The sequence below is a fragment of the Roseateles sp. GW821-FHT09G09 genome, from assembly GCF_059415965.1.
This window is the reverse complement of the sequence record NZ_JBWKOG010000011.1, coordinates 18,616-30,919: the sequence shown is the minus strand read 5'-3', so window position 1 is coordinate 30,919 and position 12,304 is coordinate 18,616. Positions and strand designations below refer to the sequence as shown.

Below are 12,304 nucleotides of genomic sequence, written 5' to 3'. Positions count from 1 at the left end.
TGAACGAGCCGCCGGTCCAGCGTCGATCCGTCTCACCGGCGCCGCACGACCCCGAGCAGGCTGGACGCCCGCTGACCGTTGGGCAGCTGCTGCCCATCGAGCAGTCGCGTCGCCAGCGCCATCACTTCCTCACCCTGCAGTTCCGGATGATCCAGCAGCGCCTGCGCGTACTGCGCCGCGAAGCTGCCGGCATCCAGACCCCGCGCGCGCCGCAGCGCGTCCTGCGCCATCGTGCGGCGACCGGTGCGCGCATACACCACGGCCAGCGCGCCATGCGTCTCGGCGAAGTTGCGGTCCACCTCGAGCGCGTGGTCCAGCAGGCGCTCCGCCTCGACCAGGTCGCCCAGCAGCAGTTGCGCCCAGGCCAGGCCGTGCCAGCTGCCGGCGTGGCCCGGCATCAGCTCCGTCGCCCGGGCATAGGCGACGCGCGCGCCCTGCAGGTCCAGCGCCAGCAGGCGCGCCGCCCCGAGCTGGGTCCATGCGCGGCCGTCCGACGGACGCGCCGCGGTGACGCGCTCGTTCAGCTTCAGCGCCTCTTCCGGCTGACCGTCGACCAGCGACAGCGCCGCCGCCGACACCAGCGCCTCGCCCTGCTCCGGCAAGGCCGCCAGCGCGACGCGCGTCAGGCGCGAGCAGGCGGCCACGTCGTTCGCGTCCATCGCGATCAGGCTGGCGACGCCCGCCGCTTCCGGCGCGAGCTGCCCCGCCGCCTCGCGCGCCAGCGCCCAGTCCAAGCCTTCGCTCAGACGGCCGGCATGGTGCTCGACACGCAGCCACGCGGCCTGCGCCGCGTCGGGCAGCGGCGACTGCGCGGCCGCGCCGTCGATGAACGGCGCCAGCGTGCGCGAGGCGTCCGCCACGGCCTCCGGTCCGCCGCGACGCAGGCGCAGTTGCGCGGCCGCCGACGCGGCCAGCATGCGCTCCTCCGTCCCCACGCCGTCGTCGGCGGCCAATGCGTCCCACTGCCGCAGCGCGGTGTCGAAGTCACCATCGGCCAGCGCGGTGCGCGCGGCCAGGAAGCCCCACGGCAGCGCGGGCAGCGCGCCGCGCGCGGCGCGCTCGTCGAGCAGGCGACGCGCCGTGGCGCCGTCGCCCACGTCGCAGGCCACCGCAATCGCGTCCTGACGCAGCAGGTCGTTGCCGGGGTCCTGCTCCAGGTAGCTCAGCAGGCGTTGCAGTCGTTGCACTTGAGGCGAGGTGTCGTTGGTCATCGGGTCGTGTCCGGAAAATCGGATCCAACGGGATCCATGGCATCGGTGGGATCCAGCGGGATCGAACAGGATCAGGCGGAATCAAACGGGATCGAAGGTGTCGAAGGCACGGCGTCGGGGCCACATCATCCGTCCTCCTCCAGCCGTCGCCGCAGCGTGTCGAGCGCGGCGCGGTGCAACTGGGAGATGCGGCCCTTGCTGAGCCCCGTGCGCGCGGCCAGCGCGTCGAACGGATGCCCCTGCAGATAGTGCCATTCGAGCACCCGCCGCTGCGGCTCGGGCAACTGCCGCATCAGCGCGAGCAGACGATCGCGCTGCTGTCGCATCTCCAGCCGCGCGTACGGCATCTGCGCGGCCGGCGCCGGCGCATCGGGACCGGCATCGATCAGGCCCGTGCCCTCCAGCATCAGACCGATCGCCAGTCCCAGGCCCGCCTCGGACAGGCGCTCGAGCGCGCTGCCCTTGGGGAACAGGGAGGGCTTGCGTGCAGCCGTGGTCCCGGCCTCGGTCCCCACGAGCGCATCGAGCTCCGCATTGATGGCGATCGCGACGTCGATCGGGACGTCGATCCCATCGCCCGGCGACGTCGACGGCGGCACCTCTCCGGACTCCGCCTCGCCCGCCTCGGCCGCTTCCCGCAGCAGCGACTTCAGCCGCGCCTGCCGCAGCTCGCGCGTCGTGGCGATCTGGCGCTGGCGCTCGGACATCGAGGCCACGCCGTCCAGCACCGCGCCGCGGATGCGATAGGCGGCGTAGGTCTCGAAGCGCGCCCCGCGCGCGGGGTCGTAGCTGTCGACGGCCTCCGTCAGCGCGACGGAGGCGAACTGGAAGTAGTCGCCGAAGTCGAGCTCGTCGCCCGGCCGGCCGGCGAAGAGCCGCGCCGCCTGCATCCGCGCGTAAGGCAGGAAGTGGCGCACCAGCGCCTCCCGGGCGCGCGCGTCGTCCCGCCGCGTCCGCCACAGCGGTGCCAGGTCCGCGGGCTGCGGCCAGGGCGAGGTCACGATCCCGGTCGACATCGGGGCGTCCGGGTCCCGTCAGTGGAAGGACCCGATCAGCGCCCGCAGCAGCAGGCCCCAGCCGTCGACCAGCACGAACATCAGGATCTTCAGCGGCATCGCGATGGTCACCGGCGGCATCATCATCATGCCCAGCGCCATCAGGATGCTGGACACCAGCAGGTCGATGAGCAGGAAGGGCAGGAACACCACGAAGCCGATCTGGAACGCGGCGCGCAGCTCGGACACCATGAAGGCCGCCGCCAGCTGCGTCATCGGCACGTCCGCCTCGGTCGTGGGCCGGGGGCGCTTGGCCAGGTCGGCCATCATGAAGATGTCGGCCTCGCGCGTCTGCTTCAGCATGAAGCCGCGCAGCGGCTGCAAGCCCTTGTCCAGCGCGACGGTGCCCTCCATCTTGCCGGCCAGGTAGGGCCGCAGCGCGTCGTCGTGCACGCGCTCCAGCACCGGCGACATCGTGAAGCCGGTCAGCAGCAGCGCCATGCCGATCAGCACGACGTTGGGCGGCGTCTCGGGCAGGCCGATCGCGTGGCGCAGCATCGACAGCACGACGATGATGCGCAGGAACGAGGTCAGGCAGACCAGCAGCGCCGGCAAGGCCGCCAGCAGGGTCAGCCCGAGGACGATCTGGACGGGACTGCCGCTCATGCCTGCGGCTCCGCGGCGCCTTCGGGCGCCGTGCGGTCCAGCACCACCGGCGCGGCGCCGCGCGTCGTGCAGACGAGCAGCCGCCGGCCGTCGGCCCATTCGAGGTCGTGGACCACGCTGAACGCGTCCAGCCGCTGTTGCGCGCGCACGCGCGGCGGGACGGCGCGGTCGGTCACGCCGGCGGCCCCACGAGCGGCGGCACGAGCGGCGGCACCAGGCCAGGCCGCACGCCAGCGCGCGGCGACGCCCGGCACGCGGGCCCAGGCCACCACGGCCACCAGCGCCAGCAAGCCCAGCAGCACCAGCCCGGCCACCGGGAATTCCGGCATCACGGAAGAAGAGGACATCGCCATCGCCCGCCTGCCGTCAGCCCGCCGCGCGCAGGTCGGGCGTCTCGGTCAGCTGGATCGCGAAGCTGTCGTCCAGCGCGACCAGGCGGCCGCGCGCGACCACATGGCCGTTGATCACCAGGTCGACGCCCTGCTCCACCGTGCGGTCCAGGCGCAGCACCTCGCCGGGCCGGCAGGCCATCAGGTCGCCGACCGTGACCTGGGCGGTGCCGAGCAGCACGTCCAGCTGCACCGGCAGCGTCTTCAGGCCTTCCAGGCCGGCCAGCGGTTGCGGGGGGCCGCCCGCGGCGCCGGATACGCCGGGTGCGCCAGGGGTCAGGTCTTGCAGGTCGAGGTCGTGGAGAGCGGGTTGCATGGCGGGAAACGCAATCGAAATGGGACGGTCGATGGAGAACGTCGTTGGAGGACGGTCGACATCAGGCGGAGTCGGCGATCGGAGACGCGCAGGAAGCGCAACTGGCGCGATCGCCGTGCGGATCAGGAAGTCGGCGGCGGCGCGGGATCGACGCGCACCGCCCAGTGCGGGCCGCTGCGGCCCAGCCGGGCCTCGGCGGCGAGCGGCAGGCCGCCGGGTTCAGCGAAGGTCAATCCGGCCGGACGCGCCAGCGGATGGGCCAGCGGGATCACGTCGCCGGGCTGCAGGTCCATCAACTGGCCCATCTGCAGCGCCGCCTGGCCCAGGTGCACCCGCACCCGCACCCGCAGGTGCGCGATGGCGCGCGGCAGCGGTGCGAGCACGGGGCCCGGCGATGTCGTGGTCGATGCCGCGGCATCGCCCGCCGACACGGACGGCAGCAGCGCCATCAGTGACGAGGCGGCCACGCGCACCGTCCGTTCGACCGGCTCCGAGGAGGCTGCGTCCCCGGCGCGCACGCATGAGAAGCTCAGGACCAGTTCGCCGAGCTCGGCCGCGGAAGCGGTCTCCGCGATCGCACCGGCAGGCGCCTCGTCGGCGGGCGACACCGCGCCGAGCCAACCGTCGCGCCAGGCGCGCCACGAGGCCTCCACCGACGCAGCGAAAGACGCGGCCAGACTGTCCTCAGCCCAGGCGGTCTCGCCGGACAGGTCCATGGCGGCAGCGATCAGCGCCTGGCGGCCGGACTCGCGCACGAGCGGGCCGCCGAAGCCCCCGGCACCATCGCCCAGACGTCCGGCGACGCGCCAGCCGCCCGACGGATGCGCGCGCGTGGCGCCCTGCACCAGCGGCTCGACGCGCACGTCCGCGCGCGCCAGCGACCACTCCGCGCACCAGGCGCGCCAGGCGGGCAGCAGGCGCAGCGCGAGCGCCTCGCGCTGCGCCGCGGTGAAACGTCGCACGGGCACTGCGGCCGGCAGCCTCAGGAAAGCGCCGGTGCTCATTTGCCCCTCATCGAGAACAGCTGCTGGATCATCTCGTTGGCCGTGGAGACGATCTGCGACGAGGCCTGGTAGCCGCGCTGCATGATGATCAGGTCCGAGAACTCCTTGGACAGGTCGACGTTGGAGAGCTCGATGTAGCCCGCGCGCACCGCGCCGAAGCCGCTTTCCTGCGCATGACCCAGGCGCAGGCCGCCGCGGCCGGCGTCCTCGAACTGGTTGTTGCCGATCTGCAGCACGGCCTCGGGCGACTCGTAGCGCATCAGCGCCAGCTTCTGCCCCTTGGCGGTCTGGCCGTTCGAGTAGGTCAGCACCAGCGTGCCCGTCTCGTCCACGGCGGTCTTGCTCAGCGTGCCCGCCTGGAAGCCGTCCTGCGACGCGAAGGCCAGCGTCGACAGGTTGCCCGACGCGAACGAGGTCACCTCGGTGCTGAAGTCCAGCACCAGCGGCAGCGCGGTCGCCTGGCCCGAGGGGGTGTAGGTGATGTTCACCTTGGACGCGTCCGCGATCGGCGAGCCGTCCTTGAAACCGATCTCGCCGGTGCCGATCTCCACGGTGCCGTCCAGCACCGAGACGCTCCAGTAGCCGACCTTGTCCGGGCTCTTGCTGGTGAGCTTGACGGTGAGCGGGTGCGTGCCGCCCTGCGCGTCCAGCACGTTGACGTTGGAGATGGTCTGGTCGGTGGCCGAGCTCGACAGGTTGCCGCGGAAGGCCACGCGCTTGCTCGCGGCCGGCGCGCTGACCCGCAGCTTGTCGAGCACGACGTCGGCCAGGCCGCCCTCGCCGTCCAGCGCCTGCACGCGCGACTGGTCGTTGCGGTTGATCAGGCGGCCCTCGAGGTCGAAGTCGAACTGCCCGGCGCGCGTGTAGCGGATCTCCCCGTCGGTGTTGCGCAGCACGAAGAGCCCGCTGCCGTCGACGGCCATGTCCATGCCGTTCTCGGTCTGGCGCAGTTCGCCGGCCTTCAGGTTGAGGTAGCTGCCGAAGGCGTTCACGCCGGTGCCCGCGCGCTCGCCCTCGCCGCCGGCGGGCGCGTGTCCGCTGTACATCAGGTCGCCGAACTGCAGCGTCGAGCCCTTGTAGCCCGGCGTGTTCATGTTGGCGGTGTTGTTGCCGATGAGCTTGATGCCCTTGGAGAAGCTGTCCAGGCCGGACATGCCGATGAAGATGGAGTCGAGCATGACGAGTCCTTCGCGGGTCAGGTGGTGGTGCGCACGGCGGTGATCTGGTCCAGCGACAGGTTCGGCGTGACCGTCCCGTTGCTGTCCCGGACCGAGATGCTGGGTTGCGGGCCGGACAGCGACAACGCGACCACCGTGCCCGACAGCGTGCCGGTCTCGGTGGTGACGTCGACGGTGCGGCCGATCAGGCCGACAGACTGCAGCGAGGCCTGCGTGCTCAGCAGCGCGTCCATCTTGGTGTTGAGCTGCTGGCTCTGCTCCAGCGCCGTGAACTGCGCCATCTGCGCCATGAACTGCTGGTTGTCCATGGGCTTGAGCGGATCCTGGAAGCTCAGTTGCGAGATCAGGATCTTGAGGAAGTCCTGCAGCCCGATGGACGAATTGCCGGACAGTGCCGAACCGGTCCCGGTGACCGCGCCGATGGTTGCCATGTCAATGTGCCCCTGCGTTGGAATCGATGAAGGCCGGCGTGGACGCCGGCAGCTCGGCCGGCGCGGAGGCCGGCCGGTCGGACGCCGCGCCGTCGCGGGCGAGCACCTGACCGTTGATGTGGACGGTGCCGACGGACTCGCCGCGGCGCCGCGTGTCGTCGCGCCAGTGCGCGACCACCGCCGCGGCCTGCTCCGCCGCGCCGTGGTCGACGCCCAGCCAGGCGTTGAGCCGGCCGTCGATGCCACGCTCGACGTGCAGGCGCACAGGCTGCTGCTCGCCCTCCGCGGCTGCGGCTGCGGCGCGATCAGCGGCTGCGGCGCGATCGGTGACTGGGCGACCGGTCGCGGTCGCCCCACGGGGGGATGCCGACGCCATCGCCGCTTCAGCGGCACGACCGGCGCCCCGCGAGCCGTCCGCCGCCGTGATCGGGGCGACTGCCGCGTGGTCATCCAGCGGGACGGCCGGCGACTGCGCCGTGGTGCCGACGCCCTTCGCCAGCGCGCCGGACGTCATGTCGAGCTGCGGCGATGCGGCAAGCGCCGCGGCGTCGCCGGTTGGCGATAGGCTCGTGGGCGTCTGTGATGCGAGCGGCTCCACGCCGTAGGGACGCAGCGGACGTTCACCGGTGGCGGGCGTCGCGGTGCCCATCGGCCCCATGCCGCCCGACACCGACGGCGTGCCCGCGGTCGACGCGGTCGTGCCGGCTGCGGCGTCGATCGCCGAGGCGGCCACGCCTGGCGCGGTCGCGTCGCACTGCCAGCTGTCTCGGCGCGCACGCTCCATCTCCATCAGCCAGGCCTGTGCGCCGCCTTCGCCGCCGACCGGTCGGCCGCCATCGCGGGCCGCTTCACGGTTCGCGTCGCGGTTCGCGAGCGCCAGGATCGGGTCATCGATCCGCATGGTCATCCTCCCGCACCGCGCGCGCGGCGAGCCACTGCGCGCGGGTCATCACGTGATCGTCGAGCGCGCGCCAGTGCGCCTGCGTCTGCTCGACGGCATGCAGTTCCAGCGCCTGCGCGTGGACGCGCTCCAGACCCTGGATCTCCTGGCGCAACTCGACGCAGCGCCGCTCGCGCGCGTCGCGCGCCTCGCGCCGCTGGTCGCGGGCGGCCTCGCGGGTCCGGCGCTCGGCCAGCAGATGGACGACGCGGTTGGCGTGCAAGGCATGCACTTCGCCGCCGTGTCCGCGCAACTGGTCCGCCGACATGGCGCGCACCGTCGCCTCGATCGCCGCGGCCGTCGCGTCCAGCGCGGTCTGCGCCTCGTCGAGCGCCGCCTGCGCCAGCGCCAGTTCGCGCTCGGCGCGGGCCAGGCGCCATTCGGCCCGTTCGCGCAGGCGCGAGGCCGGGTGGGAGAAGCCGCGCAGGTCCACGGTCATACCGCGTCCTCCGGTCCGAACTGGTCGGCGAGTCCCGCCAGCGCCCGCAGCGCGTCCTCGCGCGACACGGGCTCGCGGTCCTGGCGCAGGAAGCGCAGCAGCGCCGGCTCGGCCGCGATCGCGCGGTCCAGCGCGGCGTGGCTGCCCTTCTCGTAGGCGCCGATCTCCATCATCGAGCGGTTGCGGGCCAGCAGCGCCATGCCCGCGCGCACGCGGTGCACCAGCCGGCGTTCGCCGGCGTCGAGCAGGTCGCCCAGCAGGCGGCTGCTGCTCTTGAGCACGTCCACCGCCGGGTAGTGGCCCTGATGGGCGAGCTCGCGCGTCAGCACGATGTGGCCGTCCAGCGTCGCGCGCAGGCAGTCCGAGATCGGCTCGTTGAAATCGTCACCCTCCACCAGCACGGTCAGCAGGCCGGTGATCGATCCGCCGCCGCCGTGCGTGCCCAGGCGCTCGCACAACGCGGGCAGTTCGCTGAACACCGAGGGCGTGTAGCCGCGCGCGGTCGGCGGCTCGCCGGCGGACAGGCCGATCTCGCGCCGTGCCATCGCCAGGCGGGTGATCGAGTCCATCGTCAGCAGCACGTCGGCGCCCTGCGCCCGCAGCCCTTCGGCGATGGCGACCGCCAGGTAGGCCGCGCGCACCCGCATCGGCGCGGGCTGGTCCGAGGTGGCGACGACCACGACGCTGCGCGCCAGGCCGTCCGCGCCGAGCTGGTCCTCGATGAACTCGCGCACCTCGCGACCGCGTTCCCCGATCAGCGCGATGACGTTGTAGTCGGCGCGCGCGTGGCGCGCCATCATGCCCAACAGCGTGCTCTTGCCGACGCCGCTGCCGGCGAAGATGCCCACGCGCTGGCCGTGGCCCAGCGGCAGCATCGCGTCGAGCGCGCGCACGCCGGTCGACAGGGTGCGCGCGATGCGCGGCCGCGCCATGGCGTCCGGCGCCGCTGCGCGCAGCGGTCGCGCGCCGTGGCTGCGCGGGAGCGGGAAACCGTCCAGCGGCTCACCCAGGCCATCGATCACGCGGCCCAGCAAGGCCGGACCCACCTCGGCGACGTTGCGGCGCGGCGCGGCGCGCACCCGAGCGCCGGCCTGCATGCCGTGCGCGTCGCCGAAAGGCATCAGCGTCAGGTCGCGACCGCGAACGGCGACGACCTCGGCCAGCGCCTGCACGCGGCCGTCCTCGTGCAGCACCTCGCACAGGTCGCCCATCGCGAGCGCCGGGCCCGCGCTGGTGACGGTCAAGCCGCTGACGCCGCGCAGCCGGCCGAACGGCCGGGCCATCGTCGCCTGCCGCGTCGCGTCGAACAGCGCGTCCATCGACGTCATGCCGCGTCCTCCGGCGTGCCAGGCCCCTTGCCTTGGGAAGGAGCCGGGGACATGCGGTCCGCGCTGCGGTCCGACTTGCGGTCCGCCGCCTGGTCCTGTATCGACAACGCGCGGGTCCAGGCCTGGCCCAGCGCGCGCAGCTGCGTGTCCAGGCCGATGTCGAGCCCGCCGTCCTCGTCCTCGATCAGCGCGCCCATCGGCCGCACCGACGGATCGGCGACCGCCTCGACGCGCGTCATCAGCGCCTGCAGACGGTCTTCCGGCACTGCGAGCTTCAATGCGGCGAAGTCCTCCGGCGACAAGCGCAGCGTCGGACGCTCCGAGCCCGCCCAACGGTCGAGCGCGGCCTCGATCAACGGCAGCAGGCTGTCCGTCACCGCGCCCGAACGCCCGACGACGCGGCACAGCGCCTCGAACGCCAGGCCGGCGGCCTGCGCGGCGACGCGCTCGCGATGCGCGCGCTGCTCGTCGTCGGAGCGTTGCAGGGCTTGTTCGAGCGCTGCGATCGCGGCTTCCGCCGAGGCCTGCCGCTCAGCGGTGTGCTTCTCAGCCTCGACGGCCAGCGCCTCGCGGTCGCGCGCCAGTTCCTGCTGCGCGTCCTTGCGCCCGCTCGCGAGTCCCTGCTGGTAGCCGGCGCGCTCCGCCTCGGCAAGCGCCGCGGCGACCTGCGCCTCGAGCTCGACGGTCTGCGCCGACTGCATCTCATCGGAGAAGCTTGCGCCAGTGCTACCCTGCTGCGCAACGCCAGGCGTGATCGACGCAGACGCCGCCGCGCCGGTGACCGCGGTCGCCATCCCCGCTGCCGATGCAGCTGAGGATGCAGCAGCAGACGCGCCCGGCACGACCGGCTTGGCGGCCAAGGTCTGCGCATGCGCCTGCGCGACCTGCGCGTGGTACGGCAGGCCGCGGACGACGGTCGTCAACCGCAGTCCCTTCAGGACCTGCGGTGTCGGCTTGGCCGCGTTGTGGCGGCTCATCGAGCGCTCCGCCCCGCACGCCAGCGCGACAGCAGGCGGCTCAAGGTCGAGGCACCGTGCGGAGAGCCCGCTTGTCTCGATGCGCCCGACGAAGAGCCGGACTTCGTGGCCGGCACCGGATGCAACGCCTCCAGGCGCTGCGCCAGCAGATCCAGCAGCCGGTGGTCAGCGGCCGTGGCACCAATGTCGGTTTCCGCGCGCAGCCGCATCGCTTCGACGACGTCCTGCCGCAAGGCCGGCTGCAGATGTCGCACGGCTTCCGCGCGCCACGCCCAGTCCCGCACGGTCAACAGGCGCGCGAGCAGCGCCACCGGCTCGCCCGACAGCGTGCGGACCAGCGCCGGCACGCCTTGAGCGCTCACCCAACGGTCGATGGCGACCATCGCAGCGGTGGCCAGGACATCGTCCGACGCGTCCACCTGATTCGTCGAACGGCCGACGGACACCGCTTCAGCACCAGCACCAGCACCAGCACCAGCACCAGCACCAGCACCAGCACCAGCACCAGCACCAGCACCAGCACCAGCACCAGCGCCGACTGCGGCGGTCGCGCTGCCGGCAGCGGCCATCGCACGAGGCTGCGACGAGGTCTCCGCCACGCCGTGAGCCGGCGTCTGTTGCAGTGCCGCCTCGACGATCGCGCGCTCGCGCGGCAGGCCCATCTCGGTCAGTTCAGCCAGCAGGGCTTCGACGGTGTCGCGCTGCTGCGCCGGCAACTGCGCGATCGCCCACCGGCGATCGGCCGGCGCCAGCGCGTGGATCAGCGCCGCCGCCTGCCGCAGTCCGGCGTCGCCCGCGCCCCGCGCCAGCGCCGCCTGGAAGCTCTGGTCGCTCATCGCGCCGCTCCCTCCGCGCCGCGCGCGGCGTCGGCCGGCGCATTGCCGTCAGTCCATTGACGCAACTGCGCCAGGACACGTTCGCGTTCGCCGTCATTCAGAGGACGTGGTTCGGCGGCACGGGCGCCGGAGGACATGCGCCCCACCAGCACCGCGCCGATCAGCGCGATCAGGCCAGCCAGCACCCACAGCACGATGCGCTGCGCATCCGGGCGCGCAGCCGGGGCGACGTCCTGGGACGTCGCGACGCCGGTCGTGTCGAAGCTGCCGGTGACGCCGCCGTTCGTGCCGTTGGCGCCGTTCGCGCCGTTCGCGCCGTTCGCCGCGCTTGCGGCCATCGATCCGGCCGCACCGGCACCCGCGACGCCGCCACGCGGATCCGCGCCCAGCATGTCCAGCGACTGCACCGTGATCACGTCGCCGCGATCGGCGACCGCGCCCACCGCCGCCGACAGCGCGGCGCGCAGGCGTTCCACCTGCGCGGCATCGAGCCGCTGGCGCACCACCGCCAGCACCTGCAGGCGCTGGATCGCTCCCGGCCGCTTGACGACCTGCTCGACGCGCTTGCCGAGCTGGTATTCGGTGTCGCGCGTCGACCGGCCCGGCGACTGCGCGCCGTCGCGCACGCCGGTGGTGGCCGGCGCTTCGGTGAGCGTCTCGCGCTCGCGCAGCACCGAGCCCTGCGGCACTTCCCCGCCGGTGCCGGCGCCCAGCACCTCTTCCGACGTCACCCGCACCTGGTCCAGATCCAGCGTGACGGAGACGCTGCTGACGAACTGCTCCGCCCCGTAGGCCTGCGACAGCACCTGCGACACCTTGCGCTCCAGTTGGCGTTCCACGTCCTGCTGCAGCTCCGCGCGGCCCGCGCCGTCACCGTCCGCCCCGGCCGAGCGGCTCAGCACGACGCCGCGCTGGCTCAGCACCGTCACGTCGTCGACGGCGATGCCCGGCACCGCCGCGGCCACCAGCCGCTGCACGCCGGCGACCTGGTCCGCCTTCAGCGTGCGGCCGTGGCGCACGCCGACGGTCACCGAGGCCTTCGCGCGCTGCGGCTCGCGCTTGAGCAGCCCATCCTCCGCGAACACCAGGTGCACGCGCGCCGTCTCGATCTCCTCGAGCGACAGGATGGTGCGCGTGATCTCGCCCTGCAGCGCGCGCTGGTAGTTCACCTTCTGGGCGAATTCGGTCATGCCGAAGTCGTTGGTGTTGAACAGCTCGAAGCCCACCGCGCCGTGCAGCGGCAGGTCGCGCGCCATCAGCTTCATGCGCAGCTTGTGCACCTGCGCCTTGTCGACCAGGATGGCCTGCCCGTCCTCGGAGACCTGGTACGGCACCTTCATCTTCTCGAGCTCGGCCGTCATCGCGGCGGCGTCCTGCGGCGCCAGCGCGTTGAAGAGCACGTCGCGCTCGGTCTTCAGCAGCAGCACGCCGGCGACGACGACCGCCAGCACGATGACCACCGCGCCCACGGTCAGGCCCGCGCGGCGGCGTCCGTCCAGCTTGTTCCACAACTCCCGCATCTCGTCCCTCGATCCTCGTGGCGGCCGGGGCTCGTGGCACCGGTCCGCATCCTGCTCCGCCGGGCCGCCGGATC

General features: G+C 73.0%; 14 protein-coding genes. All 14 read right to left on the bottom strand.

From position 1 onward, the window contains the following. Positions 1 to 32: 32 nt before the first annotated feature. The 14 genes from AC07O8_RS24440 to fliF all read right to left on the bottom strand — a co-directional run bounded on the left by AC07O8_RS24440 (position 33) and on the right by fliF (position 12,230). A complete protein-coding gene (locus AC07O8_RS24440; RefSeq protein ID WP_495050524.1) occupies positions 33 to 1,211 on the bottom strand; it encodes a tetratricopeptide repeat protein in 1,179 nt (392 codons plus the stop codon). A gap of 125 nt (positions 1,212 to 1,336) precedes the next feature. Next, positions 1,337 to 2,227, bottom strand: coding sequence for a sigma-70 family RNA polymerase sigma factor (locus AC07O8_RS24435; protein ID WP_495050523.1), 891 nt, complete (start codon positions 2,225 to 2,227; stop codon positions 1,337 to 1,339). An 18-nt stretch (positions 2,228 to 2,245) separates the two neighbouring features. Continuing rightward, positions 2,246 to 2,872, bottom strand: a complete 627-nt coding sequence (fliP, locus tag AC07O8_RS24430; protein ID WP_495050522.1) for a flagellar type III secretion system pore protein FliP — start codon at positions 2,870 to 2,872, stop codon at positions 2,246 to 2,248. Beyond that, complete coding sequence (locus AC07O8_RS24425) at positions 2,869 to 3,219, bottom strand: hypothetical protein (RefSeq protein WP_495050521.1); 351 nt, start codon at positions 3,217 to 3,219, stop codon at positions 2,869 to 2,871. The genes fliP and AC07O8_RS24425 overlap by 4 nt, the downstream gene beginning before the upstream one ends. Before the next feature lie 19 nt (positions 3,220 to 3,238). Further along, positions 3,239 to 3,577, bottom strand: a complete 339-nt coding sequence (locus AC07O8_RS24420) for a FliM/FliN family flagellar motor switch protein (RefSeq protein WP_495050520.1) — start codon at positions 3,575 to 3,577, stop codon at positions 3,239 to 3,241. A 122-nt stretch (positions 3,578 to 3,699) separates the two neighbouring features. Then, complete coding sequence (locus AC07O8_RS24415) at positions 3,700 to 4,581, bottom strand: FliM/FliN family flagellar motor switch protein (RefSeq protein WP_495050519.1); 882 nt, start codon at positions 4,579 to 4,581, stop codon at positions 3,700 to 3,702. Then, a complete protein-coding gene (locus tag AC07O8_RS24410) occupies positions 4,578 to 5,759 on the bottom strand; it encodes a flagellar hook protein FlgE (protein ID WP_495050518.1) in 1,182 nt (393 codons plus the stop codon). Before AC07O8_RS24410 ends, AC07O8_RS24415 begins: the two co-directional genes overlap by 4 nt. 17 nt (positions 5,760 to 5,776) lie before the next feature. After that, complete coding sequence (locus tag AC07O8_RS24405) at positions 5,777 to 6,190, bottom strand: flagellar hook assembly protein FlgD (protein ID WP_495050517.1); 414 nt, start codon at positions 6,188 to 6,190, stop codon at positions 5,777 to 5,779. A gap of 1 nt (position 6,191) precedes the next feature. Then, positions 6,192 to 7,091 carry a hypothetical protein gene (locus AC07O8_RS24400; RefSeq protein ID WP_495050516.1) on the bottom strand — a complete coding sequence of 300 codons (900 nt, stop codon included), beginning with the start codon at positions 7,089 to 7,091 and terminating at the stop codon, positions 6,192 to 6,194. Then, positions 7,078 to 7,569 (bottom strand): hypothetical protein, encoded by a 492-nt coding sequence (locus AC07O8_RS24395; RefSeq protein ID WP_495050515.1) that lies wholly within the window; start codon positions 7,567 to 7,569, stop codon positions 7,078 to 7,080. Before AC07O8_RS24395 ends, AC07O8_RS24400 begins: the two co-directional genes overlap by 14 nt. Next, entirely contained in the window at positions 7,566 to 8,897 is a 1,332-nt protein-coding gene (locus AC07O8_RS24390) for a FliI/YscN family ATPase (RefSeq protein ID WP_495050514.1), read from the bottom strand. The genes AC07O8_RS24395 and AC07O8_RS24390 overlap by 4 nt, the downstream gene beginning before the upstream one ends. Beyond that, a complete protein-coding gene (locus AC07O8_RS24385; RefSeq protein ID WP_495050513.1) occupies positions 8,894 to 9,874 on the bottom strand; it encodes a FliH/SctL family protein in 981 nt (326 codons plus the stop codon). The genes AC07O8_RS24390 and AC07O8_RS24385 overlap by 4 nt, the downstream gene beginning before the upstream one ends. Next, complete coding sequence (locus AC07O8_RS24380; protein ID WP_495050512.1) at positions 9,871 to 10,710, bottom strand: hypothetical protein; 840 nt, start codon at positions 10,708 to 10,710, stop codon at positions 9,871 to 9,873. Before AC07O8_RS24380 ends, AC07O8_RS24385 begins: the two co-directional genes overlap by 4 nt. After that, positions 10,707 to 12,230: a flagellar basal-body MS-ring/collar protein FliF gene (gene fliF / locus AC07O8_RS24375; RefSeq protein WP_495050511.1), complete on the bottom strand. Its 1,524-nt coding sequence runs from the start codon at positions 12,228 to 12,230 to the stop codon at positions 10,707 to 10,709. The genes AC07O8_RS24380 and fliF overlap by 4 nt, the downstream gene beginning before the upstream one ends. Positions 12,231 to 12,304: the final 74 nt, after the last annotated feature.